This is a genomic window from Kitasatospora sp. NPDC058170, from assembly GCF_042883905.1.
Taxonomy (GTDB): domain Bacteria; phylum Actinomycetota; class Actinomycetes; order Streptomycetales; family Streptomycetaceae; genus Kitasatospora.
In genome coordinates this window covers 117,941-136,067 of sequence record NZ_JBHVUV010000010.1, presented here as the reverse complement: position 1 = coordinate 136,067, position 18,127 = coordinate 117,941, and the positions used below count along the sequence as shown (strand labels likewise).

17 protein-coding genes are annotated in these 18,127 nt (G+C 74.8%); 11 read left to right on the top strand and 6 right to left on the bottom strand.

Going from position 1 to position 18,127, the window contains the following annotated elements; all coding sequences use genetic code 11:
* The first annotated feature begins 35 nt into the window (after positions 1 to 35).
* Complete coding sequence (locus ACFVVX_RS13665) at positions 36 to 632, top strand: fasciclin domain-containing protein (protein WP_387944876.1); 597 nt, start codon at positions 36 to 38, stop codon at positions 630 to 632.
* A gap of 181 nt (positions 633 to 813) precedes the next feature.
* Here the strand turns inward: ACFVVX_RS13665 and ACFVVX_RS13660 are convergent, their stop codons facing one another.
* The 3 genes from ACFVVX_RS13660 to ACFVVX_RS13650 form a co-directional block, all read right to left on the bottom strand.
* Positions 814 to 1,110 (bottom strand): barstar family protein, encoded by a 297-nt coding sequence (locus ACFVVX_RS13660; RefSeq protein WP_387944874.1) that lies wholly within the window; start codon positions 1,108 to 1,110, stop codon positions 814 to 816.
* 44 nt (positions 1,111 to 1,154) lie between these two features.
* The gene (locus ACFVVX_RS13655) at positions 1,155 to 2,555 is read right to left on the bottom strand and encodes a cryptochrome/photolyase family protein (protein WP_387944872.1); all 1,401 of its coding nucleotides are present in this window, start codon (positions 2,553 to 2,555) and stop codon (positions 1,155 to 1,157) included.
* A 431-nt stretch (positions 2,556 to 2,986) separates the two neighbouring features.
* The gene (locus ACFVVX_RS13650) at positions 2,987 to 3,343 is read right to left on the bottom strand and encodes a PRC-barrel domain-containing protein (protein WP_387944870.1); all 357 of its coding nucleotides are present in this window, start codon (positions 3,341 to 3,343) and stop codon (positions 2,987 to 2,989) included.
* 530 nt (positions 3,344 to 3,873) lie between these two features.
* Here ACFVVX_RS13650 and ACFVVX_RS13645 point away from each other — a divergent pair.
* The 3 genes from ACFVVX_RS13645 to ACFVVX_RS13635 all read left to right on the top strand — a co-directional run bounded on the left by ACFVVX_RS13645 (position 3,874) and on the right by ACFVVX_RS13635 (position 7,245).
* On the top strand, positions 3,874 to 4,704 hold the full coding sequence (locus tag ACFVVX_RS13645) for an SAM-dependent methyltransferase (RefSeq protein ID WP_387944868.1): 831 nt from the start codon (positions 3,874 to 3,876) through the stop codon (positions 4,702 to 4,704).
* Positions 4,705 to 4,909: 205 nt separating this feature from the next.
* Positions 4,910 to 5,761 (top strand): response regulator, encoded by an 852-nt coding sequence (locus ACFVVX_RS13640; RefSeq protein WP_387944866.1) that lies wholly within the window; start codon positions 4,910 to 4,912, stop codon positions 5,759 to 5,761.
* Positions 5,758 to 7,245, top strand: a complete 1,488-nt coding sequence (locus ACFVVX_RS13635; RefSeq protein WP_387944864.1) for a sensor histidine kinase — start codon at positions 5,758 to 5,760, stop codon at positions 7,243 to 7,245. Before ACFVVX_RS13640 ends, ACFVVX_RS13635 begins: the two co-directional genes overlap by 4 nt.
* An 87-nt stretch (positions 7,246 to 7,332) precedes the next feature.
* Here the strand turns inward: ACFVVX_RS13635 and ACFVVX_RS13630 are convergent, their stop codons facing one another.
* Positions 7,333 to 7,872 carry a GNAT family N-acetyltransferase gene (locus ACFVVX_RS13630; protein WP_387944862.1) on the bottom strand — a complete coding sequence of 180 codons (540 nt, stop codon included), beginning with the start codon at positions 7,870 to 7,872 and terminating at the stop codon, positions 7,333 to 7,335.
* A 198-nt stretch (positions 7,873 to 8,070) separates the two neighbouring features.
* Between ACFVVX_RS13630 and ACFVVX_RS13625 the strand changes: the two genes are divergently transcribed.
* The 4 genes from ACFVVX_RS13625 to ACFVVX_RS13610 all read left to right on the top strand — a co-directional run bounded on the left by ACFVVX_RS13625 (position 8,071) and on the right by ACFVVX_RS13610 (position 10,575).
* Positions 8,071 to 8,619 carry a hypothetical protein gene (locus ACFVVX_RS13625; protein ID WP_387944860.1) on the top strand — a complete coding sequence of 183 codons (549 nt, stop codon included), beginning with the start codon at positions 8,071 to 8,073 and terminating at the stop codon, positions 8,617 to 8,619.
* A 260-nt stretch (positions 8,620 to 8,879) separates the two neighbouring features.
* Positions 8,880 to 9,326 carry a hypothetical protein gene (locus ACFVVX_RS13620; protein WP_387944858.1) on the top strand — a complete coding sequence of 149 codons (447 nt, stop codon included), beginning with the start codon at positions 8,880 to 8,882 and terminating at the stop codon, positions 9,324 to 9,326.
* A complete protein-coding gene (locus ACFVVX_RS13615) occupies positions 9,323 to 9,538 on the top strand; it encodes a hypothetical protein (protein ID WP_387944856.1) in 216 nt (71 codons plus the stop codon). Before ACFVVX_RS13620 ends, ACFVVX_RS13615 begins: the two co-directional genes overlap by 4 nt.
* Before the next feature lie 305 nt (positions 9,539 to 9,843).
* Positions 9,844 to 10,575, top strand: coding sequence for a DUF4097 domain-containing protein (locus tag ACFVVX_RS13610; RefSeq protein ID WP_387944854.1), 732 nt, complete (start codon positions 9,844 to 9,846; stop codon positions 10,573 to 10,575).
* A 22-nt stretch (positions 10,576 to 10,597) separates the two neighbouring features.
* On the opposite strand, the gene ACFVVX_RS13605 is transcribed toward ACFVVX_RS13610, so the two are convergent.
* Positions 10,598 to 11,620, bottom strand: coding sequence for a BadF/BadG/BcrA/BcrD ATPase family protein (locus tag ACFVVX_RS13605; protein WP_387944852.1), 1,023 nt, complete (start codon positions 11,618 to 11,620; stop codon positions 10,598 to 10,600).
* Positions 11,613 to 12,491: a MurR/RpiR family transcriptional regulator gene (locus tag ACFVVX_RS13600; RefSeq protein ID WP_387944850.1), complete on the bottom strand. Its 879-nt coding sequence runs from the start codon at positions 12,489 to 12,491 to the stop codon at positions 11,613 to 11,615. Before ACFVVX_RS13600 ends, ACFVVX_RS13605 begins: the two co-directional genes overlap by 8 nt.
* Before the next feature lie 547 nt (positions 12,492 to 13,038).
* Here ACFVVX_RS13600 and ACFVVX_RS13595 point away from each other — a divergent pair.
* The 3 genes from ACFVVX_RS13595 to ACFVVX_RS13585 all read left to right on the top strand — a co-directional run bounded on the left by ACFVVX_RS13595 (position 13,039) and on the right by ACFVVX_RS13585 (position 18,024).
* Positions 13,039 to 14,103, top strand: a complete 1,065-nt coding sequence (locus tag ACFVVX_RS13595; RefSeq protein WP_387944848.1) for a hypothetical protein — start codon at positions 13,039 to 13,041, stop codon at positions 14,101 to 14,103.
* A 136-nt stretch (positions 14,104 to 14,239) separates the two neighbouring features.
* Positions 14,240 to 15,325 carry an N-acetylmuramic acid 6-phosphate etherase gene (locus ACFVVX_RS13590; RefSeq protein WP_387944846.1) on the top strand — a complete coding sequence of 362 codons (1,086 nt, stop codon included), beginning with the start codon at positions 14,240 to 14,242 and terminating at the stop codon, positions 15,323 to 15,325.
* A 47-nt stretch (positions 15,326 to 15,372) separates the two neighbouring features.
* Positions 15,373 to 18,024, top strand: coding sequence for a discoidin domain-containing protein (locus tag ACFVVX_RS13585; protein WP_387944844.1), 2,652 nt, complete (start codon positions 15,373 to 15,375; stop codon positions 18,022 to 18,024).
* The last annotated feature ends 103 nt before the right edge of the window (positions 18,025 to 18,127 follow it).

Here is an 18,127-nt window from a genome sequence, read left to right as displayed (position 1 = left end):
CCATGAGGCCGATTTCACCCCTGAGAGGACCTCGCATGCCCCGTCGCACGCCCCGGCCGCCCGCCCTGCTCGCGGCCCTGGCCCTCGCCCTCGTACCGCTGACGGGCTGCGCCGGCCCGGGCGGCGACAGCGGGACTCCGGCGGCAGCCGCGCCCCCGCCGCCGGAGAAGGCCTTCGGCCCGAGCTGCTCCGCCCTGCCCGCCGACGGCCCCGGCAGCCTGGGCGCGATGGGCGGCGTCCCGGTGCTGTCCGCGATCGACCAGACCAAGGACCTGACCGCGATGTCCGCGCTGATCAAGACGGCGAAGGCCAAGGACCTCTTCGACTCGATGGACAACGTCACCGTCTTCACCCCGAACGACGCGGCCTTCGCCAAGCTGCCGGAGGAGCAGCGGAAGGCGCTCGGCACCCAGTCGGGCGCGAGCGACCTGTTGCGCCGGCTGATCGTGGTCCGCGACCTGCGCAAGGCCGACCTGGCGGACAAGTCGTACACCTCGCTGCAGGGCGCGGTGCTCAAGGCCACCGGCGGCGGTGACGACTACCGGATCGGCGGCGCGCAGGTGGTGTGCGGCAGCATCCGGACGGCGAACGCGCGGCTGGCGGTGCTGGACCAGGTGCCCGCGTCCGGCTGAGCGCGGCCTGCGGTGCGTGGTGGCGGCGGTGAGGGGTGGCGACCGGGCGCGGTCGGAGGCGGTGTCCGACGACCGCGCCCGGTCGGGCGGGCGGGCGCGTCGCGGTCGTGGCCTGGTCCCTCCGGGCGGGTCACGGGTTCCGGTACCGCGGTGGCGGTGGCTCGGGGTGCCGGGCGGCCCGTCAGGGCACCGGGTGGACGACGAGCCGGTTCTGCTCACCGTCGAAGGTGTCGGCGAGCGCCCGGGCTTCCGGGCGGTTCCCCGCGAAGAGGCCCCGCCCGTCGACGTGCACGACCAGGAGGTCGTGACTGTCGATCACTTCCGAGATGCCGCGGGACCCGATCGTGTCGGCCCACGCGTCCAGGTTCCGGCCGAACCACGTCGGCAGCCCGCACGGCCCGGTGACCGCATCCCAGAAGTCGTCGAGTGACCCGACCGGCCGGCCGCGGAGGTCGACGACCAACTCGCTGTTCGTCATCGCAGCAGACTAGCGAATTCAGGGCCGCGTCAACCGGGCGGGATTCAGTCGAGGCCGCGGCCTCGGCGCAGCCGGGTGGAGATCGTGTCGGGGTCGATGATCGGGGCCGGGTAGTCGGGGGGCGTGCGGTCCAGGCGCCAGGGGCGGTGGACGGTGCGGCCCGGGAGGTCGGCGACTTCGGGGACCCAGCGGCGGACGTAGGCGCCGTCCGGGTCGAGCCGGTCGGCCTGGGTGAGCGGGTTGAGCACCCGGTTCGGCCGGGTGTCGGTGCCGGTGCCGGCCACCCACTGCCAGTTCAGCTGGTTGTTGGCCAGGTCGCCGTCGACCAGCAGGTGCAGGAAGTGGCGGGCGCCGATCCGCCAGTCCTTGTACAGCGACTTGGCGAGGAAGGAGGCCGTCACCAGCCGGGCGCGGTTGTGCATCCAGCCCTCGTGGGCGAGTTGGCGCATGCCCGCGTCCACCAGCGGGAAGCCGGTGCGGCCCTGGCGCCAGGCCTCGCACTCCTCGTCGTCCGCCGGTCCGGCCGGCGGTTCGCCCTCGTCCGCGGCGGACCGCGGGGGCAGCGGTGGGGTGGGCGCCGCGGCCGGGGACCAGTGGTCGCCGCGCGGGCGGTAGTCGTGGTGCGCCGCCTCCGGGCGGGCGGCGAGCACCTGGTGGTGGAAGTCCCGCCAGGCCAGCTGTCGGACGAACGCCTCCGCGCCGCTGCCGCCGTGCCGCTCGGCGGAGGCGACCAGTTCGGCGGCGGAGAGGCAGCCGAAGTGCAGGTACGGGGAGAGGCGTGATGTGCCGTCCGCGGCGAGGTCGTCGTGGAGTTCGTCGTACTGGTCGAGGGCGTAGCCCTTCCAGAGCCGGCGGCCGATTCGCTCGCCTCCCCTGGGCAGTGCCGGGGAGTCGGGGACTGCGGTGGGGACGGGTTCGCCGGCGATGCCCTCGGGTGTGCGCAGCGCCCGGGGGGCGCGCTGGACGGTCCGGCGCGGGGCCTGCTGCCAGGCGCGGAAGTACGGGGTGAAGACGGCGTAGTGGTCCTTGCCGGCGGGGGTGACGGCGCCGGGCACCGCGACGGTGAGCGAGCCGTCGTGGACGTGCAGGCGGGCGCCGAGGAGTTCGCGCAGGGCCTGCTCGCGGCGGTGGGCGAAGGCGCTCACGCCGGCCGCGACGTGGACCGAGACGGCGTCGACCTCGGCGGCCAGCCGGGCGGTGGTGGCGGCGGCCGGGCCGGCGCGGAGGATCAGCCGGCCGCCGAGGGCGCGCAGTGCGGTGTCCAGGTCGGTGAGGCAGTCGGCGAGGAAGGCGGCCCGGTTGGGCGGGGCGAAGCCGGTGGCGGCGAGGTCCGGGTCGAGGACGAAGAGCGGTACGACCTGGTCGGCGGCGTCGGTGGCGGCCCTGAGCACGGGGTTGTCGTGCAGGCGCAGGTCCTGGGTGAGCAGGGCGATGGCAACGGTCATCAGTGGTGGTCCGGTGGTTGTGGGTGGCGGCTCTGGAGGGTCGGCAGTGGCGGTCGGTGGCCGGTGGAAGGGGTGAGCCTCCCATCCCGGGCCGCCGCGCGGGTGTGCGGCGCGCCGGGTCGGCGCGCGGGTGTGCGGCGCGCCGGGTCGGCGCGTGGCCGCCGGTGCGGTCCGGGGGTGTTCGGAGCTGTGGCCCGGGTGGATGGGTGTGGTGGAGGGCGCGGGGGGGCGGGTGCGCCGACACAAGGGGTGCGCTCCCGCCCCGTGCCCGCCTCGGTGCCTCCCACAGCGCCGGGCGGCGGACACCGACGTTTCGGAGGCCGAGGGCGCGCAGATGCCCGGCGCGACGCGGGTTCACCCGAATGGCCCTGCGGAGGCGGGGCGAGGGGGCGGGCGGCGCGCGGGGCCGGGCGGGGCCCGGTCCGGTGTCGTCAGCGCCGGGCGAGCCTGCGCTCGCCTCCGGAGCCCACGGCGTAGTCGAGGGCGTAGTGGGCGAACACCGCCGGTTCGTCCTCGGCGGGGAGGACGTCGTCGGTGCCGATCGACGGTGCCTGTTTGACCTGTCCCTTGGGGAAGGGCACCTTCACGTAGCCGGGCCCGACCACCGCGCCGTCGATCGGTACGAACACCAGGCGGTGCTGGAAGGGCAGGCCGACCGTGACGGTGGCGAAGAACGGCTCGTCGCTGGCGGTCTCCACGTAGACGGCCTCCAGCGCGCCGATCCGGTGGCCCTTCTCGTCGACCACGGACTGGCCCCGCCACTCCCTGATGTCAGCGGAAGCGATCACCGCGACCTCCCTGTGTCCGGCTGTCGTATCCATGAGTGCCGCGTCCACACGTGCCCCGTCCACACGTGCCGCGAGCATCTCCATCCTGCGACCGGCGGGCCCGGCCCGCGCGATGGGCCTCATTCACCGGATCGGGTGAAAGCGGAAAAATCGCGTGCGCACAGTGCGATCGAACGCCTACCTTGAGTCACCCGAACACGCATCCGGGCCGATAGGGAGGGCCGCCCATGTCATCACCCAGGTCAGCACCGCCGCACGGTGTCCACGCCGTACGCCTGGCACGCCGCGAGGACGCGGACGAGCTTGCGGGCGCCATGACGGTTCAGGCACGGGAGCCACTACGGCGCCCCTCGTGGGCGTGAACCGAACGCGAACCGCGGCCATCGGAGGCCACTGAAGGGGCGTCAACTATGAGGAACCCGCCATTCCACACATCAGGGGGTGAACTGACCACCCGTCCACAGGAACGCAGATGAGCACCTAGGCTGTCCACCAACAGATCATCGGATCATAGGTAGGCGGAGGCAGCGGTGGGCTACGACAGCATGTGGGAGCCCGGCGATGCCGGCGTCCCCGCCGACCTGCGCCCCGAGATTCCGCACCCGGCGCGGATGTACGACTACTACCTCGGAGGAAAGGACAACTTTCCGGCCGACCGGGCCGCGGCCGAGCGGGCGCTGGCGGCGAACCCGGAGTTTCGGTCGACCGCGCGCGCCAACCGGGCCTTCCTGCACCGGGCGGTACGGTTCGCGGCAGGCCTCGGTATCGACCAGTTCCTTGACATCGGCACCGGCATCCCCACAGCCGGCAATACCCACGAGATCGCGCAGGCCGTCAATCCGCACGCGCGGGTCGTCTACGTGGACAACGACCCGATCGTGCTGACCCACGCCCGCGCCCTGATGGCGGGGACCGGCTTCGGCCGCACCGCCGTCCTCCAGGCCGACCTGCGCGACCCGGCCGGCGTCCTCGACGCCGCCGAGGCCGAGAAGCTGCTCGACTTCGACCGCCCGGTGGCCCTGGTGCTCGCCGCCGTTCTGCACTTCCTGCCGGACGAGGACAAGCCGTACGAGGTGCTGAGCACACTGCTCGACGCGCTGGCGCCCGGCAGCCACCTAATCCTGTCGCACGGCACCGCCGACTTCATCCCCGCCGAGGTCCGCGACCGGGTCACGGGGGTGTACAACAGGGCCACCGCTCCGCTGGTGGGACGCAGCCGGGAGCAGGTGCAGGCGTTCCTGGACGGGCTGGAGGTCCTGGAGCCGGGCGTGGTGACCGTCCCGCTCTGGCGGCCGGAGGACGCGCCCGGGCCGGGCGCGGAGCGGGTCAGCATGTACGGCGCGGTGGCGCGCAAGGGCTGAGCGGGTCGGCGGCCGCGCGGTCGGCGGGTCGGCCTTCAGTAGGCGGGTCGGGGGGTGGCCTCCGGTCGGCGGGTCGATCTGCGGGTCGGTCTGCGGCTGGGTATCGGCGCCGGTGTCGCCCGGCTGCCTCGCCGGGCACCGCCCCCCTGCGGGGTCCTCGGTACGGGTGTGAGAGAGTCGGCGGCCCGAATGCGAGGAGGCCCCGATGTACGGGAGCGGGTCAGGAGCCGGAGCCGGTCCCACGGGCACCGGCGGCACCGGCGGTCGGGTCCTGGTGGTGGACGACGACGCGGCGATCCGGCGCACCCTGGAGCGCGGGCTGCGGCTGAGCGGCTTCAGCGTGACGCTCGCCGAGGACGGCGAGGCGGCGCTCGACCGACTGGTCCCGCCGGCCTCGGCCGCTCCCCCGCCGCCGCCCGACGTGCTGGTGCTCGACGTGTCGATGCCGGGTATCAGCGGCGCCGAGGTGTGCCGGACCCTGCGGGCGCGTGGCGACGACATCCCCGTCCTGATGCTCTCCGCCCTCGACGAACCCGCCGACCGGGTCGCCGGACTGCAGGCCGGGGCCGACGACTACCTGGTGAAGCCGTTCGCCCTGGAGGAGCTGGTGCTGCGGCTGCGCGCGCTGCTTCGGCGCCGTCCCCCGCAGTCGACGGACCGGGTGGTGGCCGGTCCGCTGGTGCTCGACGCGTCCACCCGCCAGGCGTATCTGGACGGCGGCGAACTCCACCTCACCCGGCGCGAGTTCGAGCTGCTCGCCCAGTTCGCCCGGAACACCGGAATCGTCCTCTCCCGCGAACTGCTGCTGGAGCGGGTCTGGGGATACGACTTCGAGGTGCGCAGCGACGCCGTCGACACCTTCGTCAGCTATCTGCGCCGAAAGCTGGAGGCCGACGGGCGGCCACGGCTGCTCCACACCGTCCGGGGCGTGGGCTTCATCCTGCGGCTGCCTCAGCCGCCGCCCGCGGCCTCACCCGTCGGCCCGACTGCGGCGTCACCGGCCGTCCCGCCCGCGACTCCGCCCTGGTCGGCCGAGGACGGGCAGCGTCCCCGGTGAAGCTCTCCACCCGGATCGCCGTCGGGGCCGCCGTCCTGGTGCCGCTGATGGTGGTGCTGGCCGGGCTGTTGCTGCTCCCGCTGGTCGGCCGGGATCTCCGCCACCAACAGGACACCCGGCTCAACGACCGGGCCGCCGCCGTGCTGCCCGGCGTCCGCGCGCTGGTGGCGGCCGACAGCCGGGGCCGTCCCAAGGCCGAGCAGAACCAGCAGCGCAAGGTGCTGGACTCCGCGCTCGACGCGGGCGTGCGGGTCGCCGCCCAGGACGGCTCCCTCCTGCTGACCGTCGGTCCGCAGCCCGCCGACGACCGGCTGTTCCCCGCCGGACCGGGCGGGCCGGTCACCGTCCGAGAGCAGGGCAGGGCGTGGCGGATCCTCACCGTCCGCGTCAACGGGAACGGGCCCGGAAACGGGAACGGGAACGGGGCGAACGCGGGCAGCGGCACGCTGTGGGTGGTCACCCCCGCCGGGGAGGCGGACGGCCAGGTCAAGGCGGTACGCCGGCGGGTCCTGCTGGTGGCGGCGATCGCCGCACCCGTCTCCGCGCTAATCGCCTTCGCCCTCGCCGAGCACGCCACCGCACCGCTGCGCAGGCTCGGCCGCCGTGCCGCCGAGCTCGACCCCGCCGAGGCCGACAGCGCGCCCTTCGCTCCGGGCCGCACCGGGACCGCCGAGGTGGACGAGCTCTCCGCCGCCCTCGCCCTGCTGCTCTCGCGCTACGACGAACAGGCCCGGCGCACCGCCCAGGCCCTGGACACCGCGCGCTCGTTCTCCTCCGCGGCCTCGCACGAGCTGCGCACCCCGCTGATGAGCCTGCGCACCAATCTGGACGTGCTGGCCGCCCACCCGGACCTCGCGCCCGCCGAACGGGCCGAGGTCGTGGCGGAGCTGCGGGAGGACCACACCCGGCTGCTCGACCTGCTGACCGCGCTCGGCACGCTGGCGCGCGGCGACCTGGTCGAGGTGGAGTCCTTCGGCCCGGTGGACCTCGCCGACCTGGTCGACTCGACGGTCGCCGAGGCGCGGCGGCGCCACCGGCAGGCGGTGATCGAGGCCGATGTGCCCGAGGAGCTACGGGTGTTCGGCTGGGAGCCGGGCCTGCGGATCATGCTGGCCAATCTGCTGGGCAACGCCGCCGTCCACGGCCGCGGCCGCGGCGCCCCGGACCAGGCCCGGATCACCGTACGGCTGACGACGGAGGGCGCGGCGGCCCTGCTCACCGTGGACGACGAGGGTCCGGGTATCGCGCCCGCCGAGCGGTCGGCGGTCTTCGGCCGCTTCCACCGCCGTCGTGACAGCCCGGGCTCCGGGCTCGGGCTCACCCTGGTCGCCCAGCAGGCCGCGCTACACCGCGGCGCCGTACGGATCGCGACCCCACCGAACGGCGTCGGCTGCCGGATCGAGGTCCGCCTGCCGCTGCCGCTGCCGGACGCGCCGACCGTCGAACTGCCGGCCCGGCGGGACTGGATCTCCGCCGGGCACTGAGGGGGCCGTGGCCCGCGACCCGCGGGCTGCGCCGCCACCGCGACGTCCTCGCAGCCGCAGCCTGACCGGCCGCCGCAGCGGAGACCGTCAGACCCTCGTACTGCCGGTGATCCGGTACAGCACGCTCGGACGCAGTGGCCCCTCGGGCACGGTGAGGTCGTCGAAGTCGTCGGCCGGGTCCCGCGTCATGCCGATTCGGCGCATCACCGCCTGTGAGCGGACGTTGGTGGCCGTTGTCACAGCAAGGATCTCGGGAAATTCAAGGGTGTCGAAGCCGTAGGCAAGGACTGCCAACGCGGCCTCGGTCGCGTAGCCCCGGCCCCAGGCCGAGCGGGCGAGCCGCCAGCCGATCTCCACGCCGGTGAACGGCATGTCGTCATCCACCTGGTCCAGGCCCGCGAAGCCGATGAACTCGCCCGTGGCCTGCACCTCGACCGCCCACCACCCGTAGCCCCGCTCCTCGAACTCGGCCTCGAACCGGGCCATGGATGCCTGGCTCTGTTCGCTGGTGAGGAGGTCTCCCAGGTGCTCCCGAACCTCGGGATCGGCATTCATCGCCGCCCACGGTTCAAGGTCGGAGTCACGCCACCGACGGAGGGTGAGGCGGTTGGTACGCAGTTCAGCCATGGTGCCCAGCCAACGTGAACTGCGGTCCGGACGCAAACCTTTTTCTCGGTGACACCACATGGCACCGCGGACACGGCAGGAACGTGCGACCGGCTCGGCCCCCTGCCGACCGAAGCGACCACCGTCCCGGCGCACCCGACCGGTCACCGCACGGGCCGCACATTTGCCCGATGATCATGATCGATGAGAGTGTGCGCCGTGACATCGAACCAGACAGGCCGGCTCATCGGCGCCGTATTCGGACTCGTCTTCGTCCTGGCGAACGCCGGCACCCTGCCCCCGGCCGCCGGCATCCCCCTGCGCGTGCTCGCGATCGCCTCGTTCCTCTGGCTGTTCATCGCGCTGCGCCGGAGCCGCACACCCCAGGCCGCTCCGGTCGGCGGCCCGGCGCCGAGGCTCTTCGGCCGGGGCTACCGCCTCGTGGTGGCCGCCGAGGTGACGGTCGGCCTGGCCGGCATCCTCGTCCTCAACGATCTCCTGCACGCCCCGCGTGCCACCGCCGCCTGGATCACCCTGGTGGTCGGCGTGCACTTCTTCGGCCTGGCGGTCGTCTGGCGGATGGCATCGCTGCGCCTGCTGGCTGCGGCCATGTCCGCCTGCGGCGCCGCCGGACTGGTCCTGGCCGCCTGCGGGTGCTCCGTCGCCTCCATCGCGGTGGTGGCGGGTATCGCTCCGGGCGCCCTGCTGCTCGGGTCCGTCTGGTGGAGCGTCCGCGCCGAGCCGGGGCGCCGCGGCGTCCCCGCCTGACCGGCGGCTTCGCGACGTCCCCGTCCCCGCTCCCACAGGGCCGGTCAGGGCCGGTCAGGGCCGGTCAGGGAGGGTCAGGGCCGGTCAGGGCCAGTCAGGGAGGGTCAGGGCAGGCCGTTGGGGAGAGTGCCGCAGTCCGTAGGACGCCCACAGGGAATCCACAAGAAGCCGCCCTACGCTCCCTGTCGACCAGGCCAGAGAAGGCCGGTGCAGGCCGCGCCCCGAAGCGCCTGCCCGGCCCACCGGAGAAGGGACGCACCATGTCCGTCAACCCGACCGTGAACCGCCGGGCCGCCGCCGCACTCGGCGCCATCGCCGTCGCCGGCTCGCTGTTCGCCGCCGTACCCGCGCAGGCCGCCGACGGCACCGGCTCCCCGTCCGCGGCACCCTCCGCGGCGCCGTCGGCCCGGCAGACCCCGAAGGGCGACGGCGCCAAGGGGATCTGCAAGCGGCTGCCCAAGACCGAGGAGCGGGTCGCCAAGGCTCTGGACCGGCTCAACGGCGATGCGACCGTGGTCGGTTCGATCGCCCGTCTCCAGCAGCGCGTCACCGACGCCAAGACCGCCGGGCACACCCCGATCGCGACCTATCTGAACGATCGGCTGACCGCCCGCAGGAGCCTGCTGACCACCCTCCAGACCCGTCAGAGCGACCTCAAGGCCGTCGCCACCTGGTGCGCCGCGAACAACCAGGGGTCCACCAAGTGACCCGCCGTCCGGCCCCGGCCCGCGCGGCCCTCGTGGCCCTCGCCCTGGTTGCGGCGGCCCTGCTCACCTCCTGCGGCCCGGGCTCCGGCCAGGCCGGCACCGGCGGCGCGCCCGACAGCGGACCGGGCCAGGTCCAGGACATGCAGCAGAAGCTGGACGCCGCCGAGAGCGCCGCCGCCCAGGCGGACGCCGACTCGGCGGCTGACGGCTGACGGCTGACGGGCGACGGGCGACGGGCGACGATTGACAGGTACGGCCGGCGGCCGGCCGTTCACGGCGGCTGCGGCTGACGGGGTCGGCCGGCCTCCCCGTCGGTTGCCCGGAGTCCGCGCACCCTCCCCGCAGCGGCTCCGACGTGCGCAAAGCCCTGCGGCGGGGCGCCCGGACGGTGGCGTGCCCCCGTGCGGACCGGGGGGTTGGCCCCATGGCCGGCGCGGCCGCGGCCGGGATAGCTTCGGCAGGCCGGACCCGACCACGGGCCCGCCACCAGCGACGTTCTCAGATGTGGGGTCATGAGATGCGCCAGCCGCGCCAGTACGTCCGGGCTCTTGCGCTCGTCGGGATCGCCGGGATCGCCGCCGGGGGGCTCAGCGCCTGCACGCCGGGGACGAACGCGCAGGACGACGCCGAGGTGTCCGAGAAGATCACCTCGGTGCGCCTGGACAGCAGTTCCGGCGGTGTCACGATCAACGGCCGGGAGGGCGCGGGGAAGATCTCCGTGCACCGCTCGATCGACTACCAGGACGACCGGCCCGGCACCACCACCCGGGTGGAGAACGGCGTGCTGGTGCTGGGCGGCTGCGGACAGCACTGCTCGGTCAACTACACCCTGGAGGTCCCGGCCGGGCTGCCGGTCGACGGCCAGACCTCCTCCGGCGCGGTCAGCCTCTCCCGGGTCGGCCCGGTCAAGGTCACCACCCACTCCGGCGGCATCACCCTGGACACCGTCGCCGGGCCGGTCGAGGTGCAGACCACCAACGGCGCCATCAGGGGCACCGGCCTGAACGGCGACCGCATCCAGGCGCAGACCAGCAACGGCCAGATCGACCTCACCCCCGCCAGGGCCCAGGACGTCCGGGCCAAGACCTCCAACGGCGCGATCTCGCTGACCGTCCCGGCCGGCAGCTACAAGGTCGCCGCGCAGACCGACAACGGCCGCAAGGAGATCGGCATCACCGACGACCCGTCCGGCCGCCACCACTTGGACCTGACCACCTCCAACGGCCGCATCACCGTCAAGAACGCCTGAGGACAAGCGCTTTCGGTATCGGTCAGCCCGCCGGCCGCCCGCTGTCGGCAGCGCGTCCGGGCCACTCGTACACGGCCAGGAGCGGCGGGTCGACGGGCCAGGGCGGGGCGGCCGCCGAGACCGCGAGGCGCAGGGCACCGAGCAGCGGCGGGCCGTCGGGCGGTGCGAGGCGCGCGGCCGGGAGGTCCGCGGCCACGGCCGCGTGCACCGCCTCGCGGAGCGGGGCGAGGTTGAACAGGCCGCCGGTCAGGGCGAGATCGGGGCGGTCCAGCCCCGCGGAGGCCGCTGCCGCGGCCGCGCTCGCCACGATCTCGGTGCCGGCCCGGCGGATGATCCCGGCCGCCACCGGGCAGCCGTCCGCGGCCGCCCCGGCGACGGCGGGGGCGAAGGCCGCCAGGAGAGCGGCACGGTCCGGGCGGGGCTGGAGGGCGGCGGGCAGGCCGGTGACCGGGCCGTAGTGCCGCTCGGCCAGGTCGAGCAGGGCGGTCGAGCCGCCCCTGCGGCCGTCGTGGGCACGCAGGGCGGCCTCCAGGCCGGCCCGGCCGAGCCAGCCGCCGCCACCGCAGTCGCCGAGCAACTGGCCCCAACCGTCCGCCCGTTGCCAACCCCGATCCGGGTGGTAGCCGATCGCGACCAGCCCCGTCCCGGCGGCGACGGTCACCCCCGGGCCGGTCCCGAGTGCGCCGACGTAGGCGGCGATCGCATCGCCGGCCAGCACCAGGCGGGCGGCGCCGGTGCGGCGGGCCAGCCGGTCCGGCAGCTTCTCCGCGAGGTCGCGGCCGAGCAGCGCCATGCCGGTGGCGCCGACGGCGACCGCGCCGATCCGCCCGCCCGACGGCAGCGCGGCGGCCAACGTACCGAGTGCGGGCAGCAGTCGGTCGAGCAGTGCGTCCGCGTCGTGTCCGCCGCCGGAGATCCTTGCCGGGGCGGCGAGTTCGACGGTGTGCAGATGTGCGAGGCCGGTCGGCCAGGCCTCGGGGGCGAGGGCCAGTCGGATGCCGCTGCCGCCGACGTCGATGCCGATCACCCAGGTGTCGTCAGGCATGCCGGGTCCGCCCGCCGCCCGTCGGGGCCTGCGCCCGGCCGTCCCGCCCGGCCCGGCCGTTCACGGCTTGCTGGGCGCGGTGCAGGGCCTGCGCGGCATGCTCCTCCAGCCGTTGGGCCAGACCGACGTACAGGCAGTCCACGACGGTGAGTTGGGCGGTCCGGCTGACGGTGGCACCGGTCCGCAGGTCGCTCTCCCGACCGGCGAAGGTGAGCACCAGGGCGGCGGCCGTGGCCAGCGGCGAGCCGGGGTCGCTGGTGAGGGCGACCGTGGTCGCGCCACGCCGGGCGGCCTCGGCGACGGGGTCGAGCACCTCGCCGGTGCGACCGGAGTAGGAGATACCGATCGCCACGTCCTCGCCGGTCAGGTGGGCCGCTCCCATCAGCGCCCGGTGCACGTCGGAGCGGGCCGCGCAGACCAGGCCGAGGTGCTGGAGCTTGTACTCCAGGTCGGCGGCGACGACGGCCCCGGCCCCGGCGGCGTAGACCTCGACCCGGCGGGCCCCGGCCAGTCGGGCGACCACCTCGTCCAGGGCTCCGAGGTCGAGCTGCGCGGCCGTGTCCTCGGCGGCCCGGGCGTTCAACCGCGCCACCTTGGCGACCACCGTGCGGGTGTCGTCCCCGGCCGCGATGTCGCCGTCGGCGCCGACCCGGACGGCGAACTCCTCACCGGCCGCGACCTGGGCGGCGGCGAGTGCGAGCCGCAGGTCGGGGTAGCCGCGCAGGCCGAGGGTACGGCAGAACCGGGTGATCGAGGTGTCCGACACCCCTGCTGCGGCGGCGAGTTGGCTGATGCTCAGGCCTGCGGCAGCGGCCGGGTCGGCGAGGATGCGTTCGGCGACCGCCCGTTCCACCGGCGACAGGGACGGCATCCGGCCCCTCAGTCCGACGATCAAGGCCTGGGCCGATGTCCCGTCCACAGCATCCCTCCCACGGGTGTTGCGCCGACCGGCGCTCGGGCGCGACGCCCCGACGGCGCCCGCGCGGTGCCTTCATGTTGCTCTTCCACATCGGAAGAGTTCTGTGCGAGAATCCTCGACATCCCGACGGGTGTCAACCTCGGGTGTGTCCGAAGTGTGCCATCACCGCCCCGGGAAGGAGGCCAGCGCCGTGCACCGCGCCGCCGTCCTCACCACCCGGGCCCACGTGGACTTCTGCCGCGTCACCACCGCCGCCTGTCCCGGCTCCGCGCCGCTTCGCTAGACGCCACCAGGCCCCCACGCCCCCACGCCGCGGCCCGCTCGCGCCTCGGGCCTCGGGCCTCGCGCCTTCGCACGCCGAGGACCGTACAGGGCGAGGGCCGAGGCCGGGCGAGGGCCGGCGCAGGACGACGCCCACTCCGCGCGGCCACGGCTGTTCCTGCGCACTCCATCCAGACCTGCACCCGCACCCGCACCCGCACCCGTTTCGAGGATCCCCTTGCCCGCCCCGGCCCCGCTCCGCCCGTCCGCTCCCCTGCGGGCCGCGTACGTCTTCGACCGCACGCTCGCCGCCGCCACGCCCGGTGAGCGCGCGCACCTCCTCGACCGGTTCGCCACCGCCGGCCTGACCACACTGATCACCAAGGCGGAGTCGGCCACCCCCGGGCTCGCCACCGCCTGCCGAACCGCCGGACTCCGGCTGGTCGGCAGTGTGGCCTGCCTGAGCGACCACAACGCGCCCGCCGAGCGGCGTCGGCCCGACCTGCGGCCGGTCTCCGGCGACGGGCGCCCGTGGGAGCAGCAGGAGTGGTACACCGGGCTGATCCCCACCGACCACGACCACCACGCCCAACTCGCCCGGCACTGCGCCGAACTGGCCGGCAGCGGACTGTTCGACGGCCTGGCGTTGGACTTCCTGCGCTGGCCGCTGCACTGGGAACTGGAACTGCGGCCCGGCGCGGCACCCCGCGACGCCTCCTACGACCCGGTCACCCTCGCGGACTTCACCCGGCGCACCGGCATCCCGCTGCCCGCCCGACCCGCCGCCGCCCGCGCCGAGCTGACGGTCCATCACCGCGAGCGCTGGCTCCGCTACCGTTGCGAGGTGATCAGCGGACTCGCGGCGGCGCTGACCGGGGCCATCCGACGGGCCGAACCCGGCCTGTGGACCGGACTGTTCGTCGTCCCCGAGGAGGATCCCGAACGGCGTGCCCGACTGTTCGGGCAGTCCGTCGCCGAGCTGGCGCCGCTGGTGGACGCCCTGCTGCCGATGTCCTACCACGCGATCCTGCTGCGCCCCCCGGCGTCCGTTGGCTCGACGGCCCGCGCGATCCGCACCGAGGCGGCCGGCTCACCCGGCACCGCCGTGGTGCCGATGGTGCAGACGACCAGTTCCCCCGCCCTGGCCCGGGGCGCCGACTGGGGGCCGCCGGTCACCGCCGACGGTTTCACCGCGGCCCTCGGTCACGCCCTCGCCGCGCCGGGCGACGGCGGCCTCTGCCTCTTCCCCGGGGAGGGACTGGACGATCCGAAGCTGCGCGCCCTCGGCGCCGCCCTGGCGTGACCGCACCCGCAGCAACACCTACGCCCCGCGCCCGCAACCGCTTCCGCACCCGCACTTGCGCCCAGTCGCTGATCGCTCCGCAGTCACACCGCCACACCGCCACCTGGCCATCCGCACCACACCCCGGGGAGGACCCGTGCACCACCTGCCGCCGACCGAGGGCCGCAATCCGCGCAGTGCCGACATCGACCGACTGGACTCGCTGGGCATCCTGCGCCTCGTCAACGCCGAGGACGCCACCGTGCCCGCCGTCGTCGCCGCCGCGCTGCCCGTGCTGGCCCGCGCCGTGGACGCCGCGGTGGACGCCCTGCGGGCCGGCGGCACCGTCCACTACGTCGGCGCCGGCTCCTCGGGCCGCTACGCCGTCCTGGACGCGGCCGAGCTCCCGCCGACGTACGGACTCGAACCGGGCCGCTTCCGCACTCACCTCGCCGGCGGCCCCGACGCGCTGACCCGCGCGGCCGAGGGTGCCGAGGACTGCGAGCAGGCCGGCCGGGAGGCGCTCGCCGACGTGGCGGCAGGGGACGTCGTGCTCGGGCTGGCGGCCAGCGGGCGCACCCCGTACGTGGCGGGCGCGCTGGCCGCGGCCCGCGCCGCCGGGGCCGTGACCGTCCTGGTCAGCGCCGATCCGCAGGCCCCGCTGGCGACGCTCGCCGATCTGCACGTCTGCGTGCCGACCGGGCCCGAGGTGGTGACCGGCTCGACCCGGATGAAGGCAGGCACCGCACAGAAGCTCGTCCTGCACGGCTTCTCGACCGCGGTGATGGTCCGGCTGGGCCGCACCTACTCCAATCTGATGTCCGATGTGGCCGCCGGGAACCGGAAGTTGGTCGCGCGCACGCTCACGCTGCTCGCCCAGGCCTCCGGCGCCGAGCCGGCCGCCTGCCGGGCCGCCCTCGACGCCGCGGGCGGTGAACTCAAGCCCGCGCTGGTGGTGCTGCTCTCCGGCGCCACCCCCGAGGCCGCCCGGGCCGCGCTTGCGGCGGCCGGCGGCACGGTGCGCGGCGCGCTGGCGGCGGTGCGGCCGAACGCCGACTCGGGCGCCGACACGGACGCGGGCTCGAAGACCGACACAGGCCCGGACGCCGAAGCGGGCCCGGACCGATGTCCCGGGGGCTCGACCGCCCACGCCTCCGACCGCCCGTCTGCCGACCCCCGCCGTCCCGACACCCGCCTCGGCCGCCCCGATGCCGACCCCGACGGCTCCCCCGCCCGCCCGTGACCCACCGGGCGCGCGGATGGAGCCGGTCCCAGAGAGGACCTCCGCCCATGTCCGCGCCGACACCCCTGCGCCGCCCACCTCTGCGCCGCCCACCACTTCGCGCCCTCGCGACGACGCTCCTCACCCTCGTCGCGCTGCTGCCCGTCCACGCCACGACCGCCTCCGCGGCCGCTGTTCCGGCCCCCGCAGCGACCCTGGCCCCGGCCCCGGCCCCGATCGCCGCGGTGAACCCCTCGCCCGCCGTCACCCCGACCCTGCGGGAGTGGACCGGCGGCACCGGATCGCTCACCCTGACGCCCGCCTCGCGGATCGTCCTCGACCCGGCCGCCGCCGCCCTCAGTACCAGCGGCGCCACCGGCGAACGGCTCTCCGACAGGCCACTCGCCGCCGTCGCCGACCGCCTCGCCACCGACCTTGCGGCCACCACGGGGCTCAACCTTCCCGTCGTCCGGACCAGTTCGCCCGCCGACGGCGACCTGGTGCTCGCACTGGCGGCCGATCCGGCACTCGGCACCGAGGGCTACCGACTCGACACCTCGGGCACCCGCCTGCTCCTCACCGCCCCGACCTCCACCGGCGCCTTCTACGGCACCCGGACGCTGCTGCAGCTGCTGCGCCTCGACCCCGGCCACTCCGCCGTCCCCCGCGGAACCGCCCGAGACTGGCCGCAACTCGCCTACCGGGCAGAACACTTCGACGTCAGCCGGCGCTACATGTCGCCCACCGACCTCAAGGACGAGATCCGCCGCGCCTCCTGGTCGAAGATCAATACCGTCCAGCTGATGTTCAACCAGGCCAACGCCTTCCGGCTGTACAGCCCCGCCTACGCCGCACTCGCCCCGACCGATCCGGCCTACCGGTACAGCCGGGAGGACATCGCGGACATCGAGGCCGTCGCCGCCGAGTACCACGTCGTACTCGTCCCGGAGATCCAGGGCCCCACCAAGGCCCAGCCGTACGCCGCCTTCGGCGGCACCGACCGCTCGCTCGCCGCCCAGTGCAACGACCCCTCCACACTGGACTTCACCGACGCCCGGGTGACCGCGTGGACCCAGGGCCTGCTCGGCGAGTTCCTGGACTGGTTCCACGGGCCGTACATCCACCTGGGCAACGACGAAGTCCCGGCCGCGCTCGCCGACTGCGCCTACGTCAAGGGGAGGCTCACGCCGGACGCACCCACCGTGGCCGACCTCCAGGAGCGGTTCATCGCCGCCGAACAGGCCACCGTCGAGGCGCACGGCAAGCGGGCGATGATCTGGGTGAACAGCACCGCGATCCGGCCGGCCACCGGCGTCCTCGTCATGAACTTCGGCTCCACCGCCGTCTCCTCGGCCATGCGCTCCTACGGCTACGACGTGGTCGACTCCGCCTACGGCACCGGCGCGTACTCCCGCTTCTACATCTCCCCCGCCGACTACGAGGGCAAGGTGGTGCCACGCGGCGACATCTACGCCTGGACCCCGTCGGCCGACCCGCACAACCTCGGCCAGGTGCTGGCCGCCTGGGGCGACGACCTGTTCTTCAGCGAAACCGGCTACTACCTCGACCAGTTCGACGGCCGCCGGGCCGAACTCGGCGAACGCACCTGGAACCCGGCCGCCACCACCCGCGGCTTCGCCGCCTTCACCCAGGGCCTCGCCGCGATCGGCGACGAGCCCACCGCCGCACCGCGCACCGACCCGCCGCCGACCACCGACGGCAACCCGGTGCACACCTGGACCTTCGACGGCGCCACCGCCCCGACCAGCGCCACCCACTACCCCGGCGGCTGGAAGCTCACGCTCCCCGACAGCACCGGCACGCTGCACGGCAACGGCTGGCTGTACCCGCCCACCTACCCCGCCGCCGGGCACGACGGCAACGGCCTCGGCTTCACCGCCGGCAGCGGCCAGACCCTCTCCCTGGGCGGCCGCCCGATCCGCACCGCCTGGACGCTGTCGCTCTGGATCAGGCGCACCGCCGACGCCACCGACACCGTGCTGCTCCGCGACCAGGACACCGCCATCAAGGTCGAACAGGCGGGCAGCGACCACAGGTTCGGCCTGAGCGAGTACGGCGGGGCGAACCACACCTTCGACTACCGCCTCCCACTCGGCCAGTGGACCCACCTCACCCTGGTCTCCCAGCCCGGTAGCGGAACCACCCTGTACGCCAACGGTGTTCCGGCCGCCGGCCTGCCGCAGACCATCCCGCTGCCACTCGGCGGCTTCGGTGGCAAGCGGCCCTTCGGGGGCGCGATCGACCAGGTCGCCGTCCACCGCCAGGCGCTCGCCCCGGCCGCTGTCGCCGCGCTGTACACCCGTGCCGCCGGGGGTGCCAACCTCGCCCTCGGGCGGCCCGCGTCGGCCTCCAGCACCTACCGGGCCGGCGTCGAGCCCGCCAACGCCGTCGACGGCTCCGCCGCGACGCGCTGGTCGAGCGACCGCACCGACCCCCAGTGGCTCCAGGTCGACCTCGGCGCTCCGACCGCCGTCGGCCGGGTCCGGGTCGAATGGGAGGCCGCCTACGGCAGGGCCTACCAGATCCAGGTCTCCGACGACGCCACCACCTGGACCACCGTCCGCGCCGTCGCGAACGGCGACGGCGGTGTGGACGACCTCACCGGGCTCGACGCCCACGGGCGCTACGTCCGCCTGCTCGGGACCGCGCGCGGCACCCAGTACGGCTACTCGGTCTGGGAGTTCCAGGTCTTCGCCTGAGCCCGACCCGGGCCCGGGCCCGGGCCCGGGCCCTACCCGGCACCTCCTTCCACCGCCAACGCCACGCCGTCACCACCACCGCGATCCAGCTCGCCACCCCGCC

Coding starts and splice junctions, on each gene's coding strand:
- ACFVVX_RS13665 (WP_387944876.1), top strand. CDS start 36: ATGCCCCGTCGCACGCCCCGGCCGCCCGCCCTGCTCGCGGCCCTGGCC.
- ACFVVX_RS13660 (WP_387944874.1), bottom strand. CDS start 1,110: ATGACGAACAGCGAGTTGGTCGTCGACCTCCGCGGCCGGCCGGTCGGG.
- ACFVVX_RS13655 (WP_387944872.1), bottom strand. CDS start 2,555: ATGACCGTTGCCATCGCCCTGCTCACCCAGGACCTGCGCCTGCACGAC.
- ACFVVX_RS13640 (WP_387944866.1), top strand. CDS start 4,910: ATGTACGGGAGCGGGTCAGGAGCCGGAGCCGGTCCCACGGGCACCGGC.
- ACFVVX_RS13630 (WP_387944862.1), bottom strand. CDS start 7,872: ATGGCTGAACTGCGTACCAACCGCCTCACCCTCCGTCGGTGGCGTGAC.
- ACFVVX_RS13620 (WP_387944858.1), top strand. CDS start 8,880: ATGTCCGTCAACCCGACCGTGAACCGCCGGGCCGCCGCCGCACTCGGC.
- ACFVVX_RS13610 (WP_387944854.1), top strand. CDS start 9,844: ATGCGCCAGCCGCGCCAGTACGTCCGGGCTCTTGCGCTCGTCGGGATC.
- ACFVVX_RS13605 (WP_387944852.1), bottom strand. CDS start 11,620: ATGCCTGACGACACCTGGGTGATCGGCATCGACGTCGGCGGCAGCGGC.
- ACFVVX_RS13600 (WP_387944850.1), bottom strand. CDS start 12,491: ATGCCGTCCCTGTCGCCGGTGGAACGGGCGGTCGCCGAACGCATCCTC.
- ACFVVX_RS13585 (WP_387944844.1), top strand. CDS start 15,373: ATGTCCGCGCCGACACCCCTGCGCCGCCCACCTCTGCGCCGCCCACCA.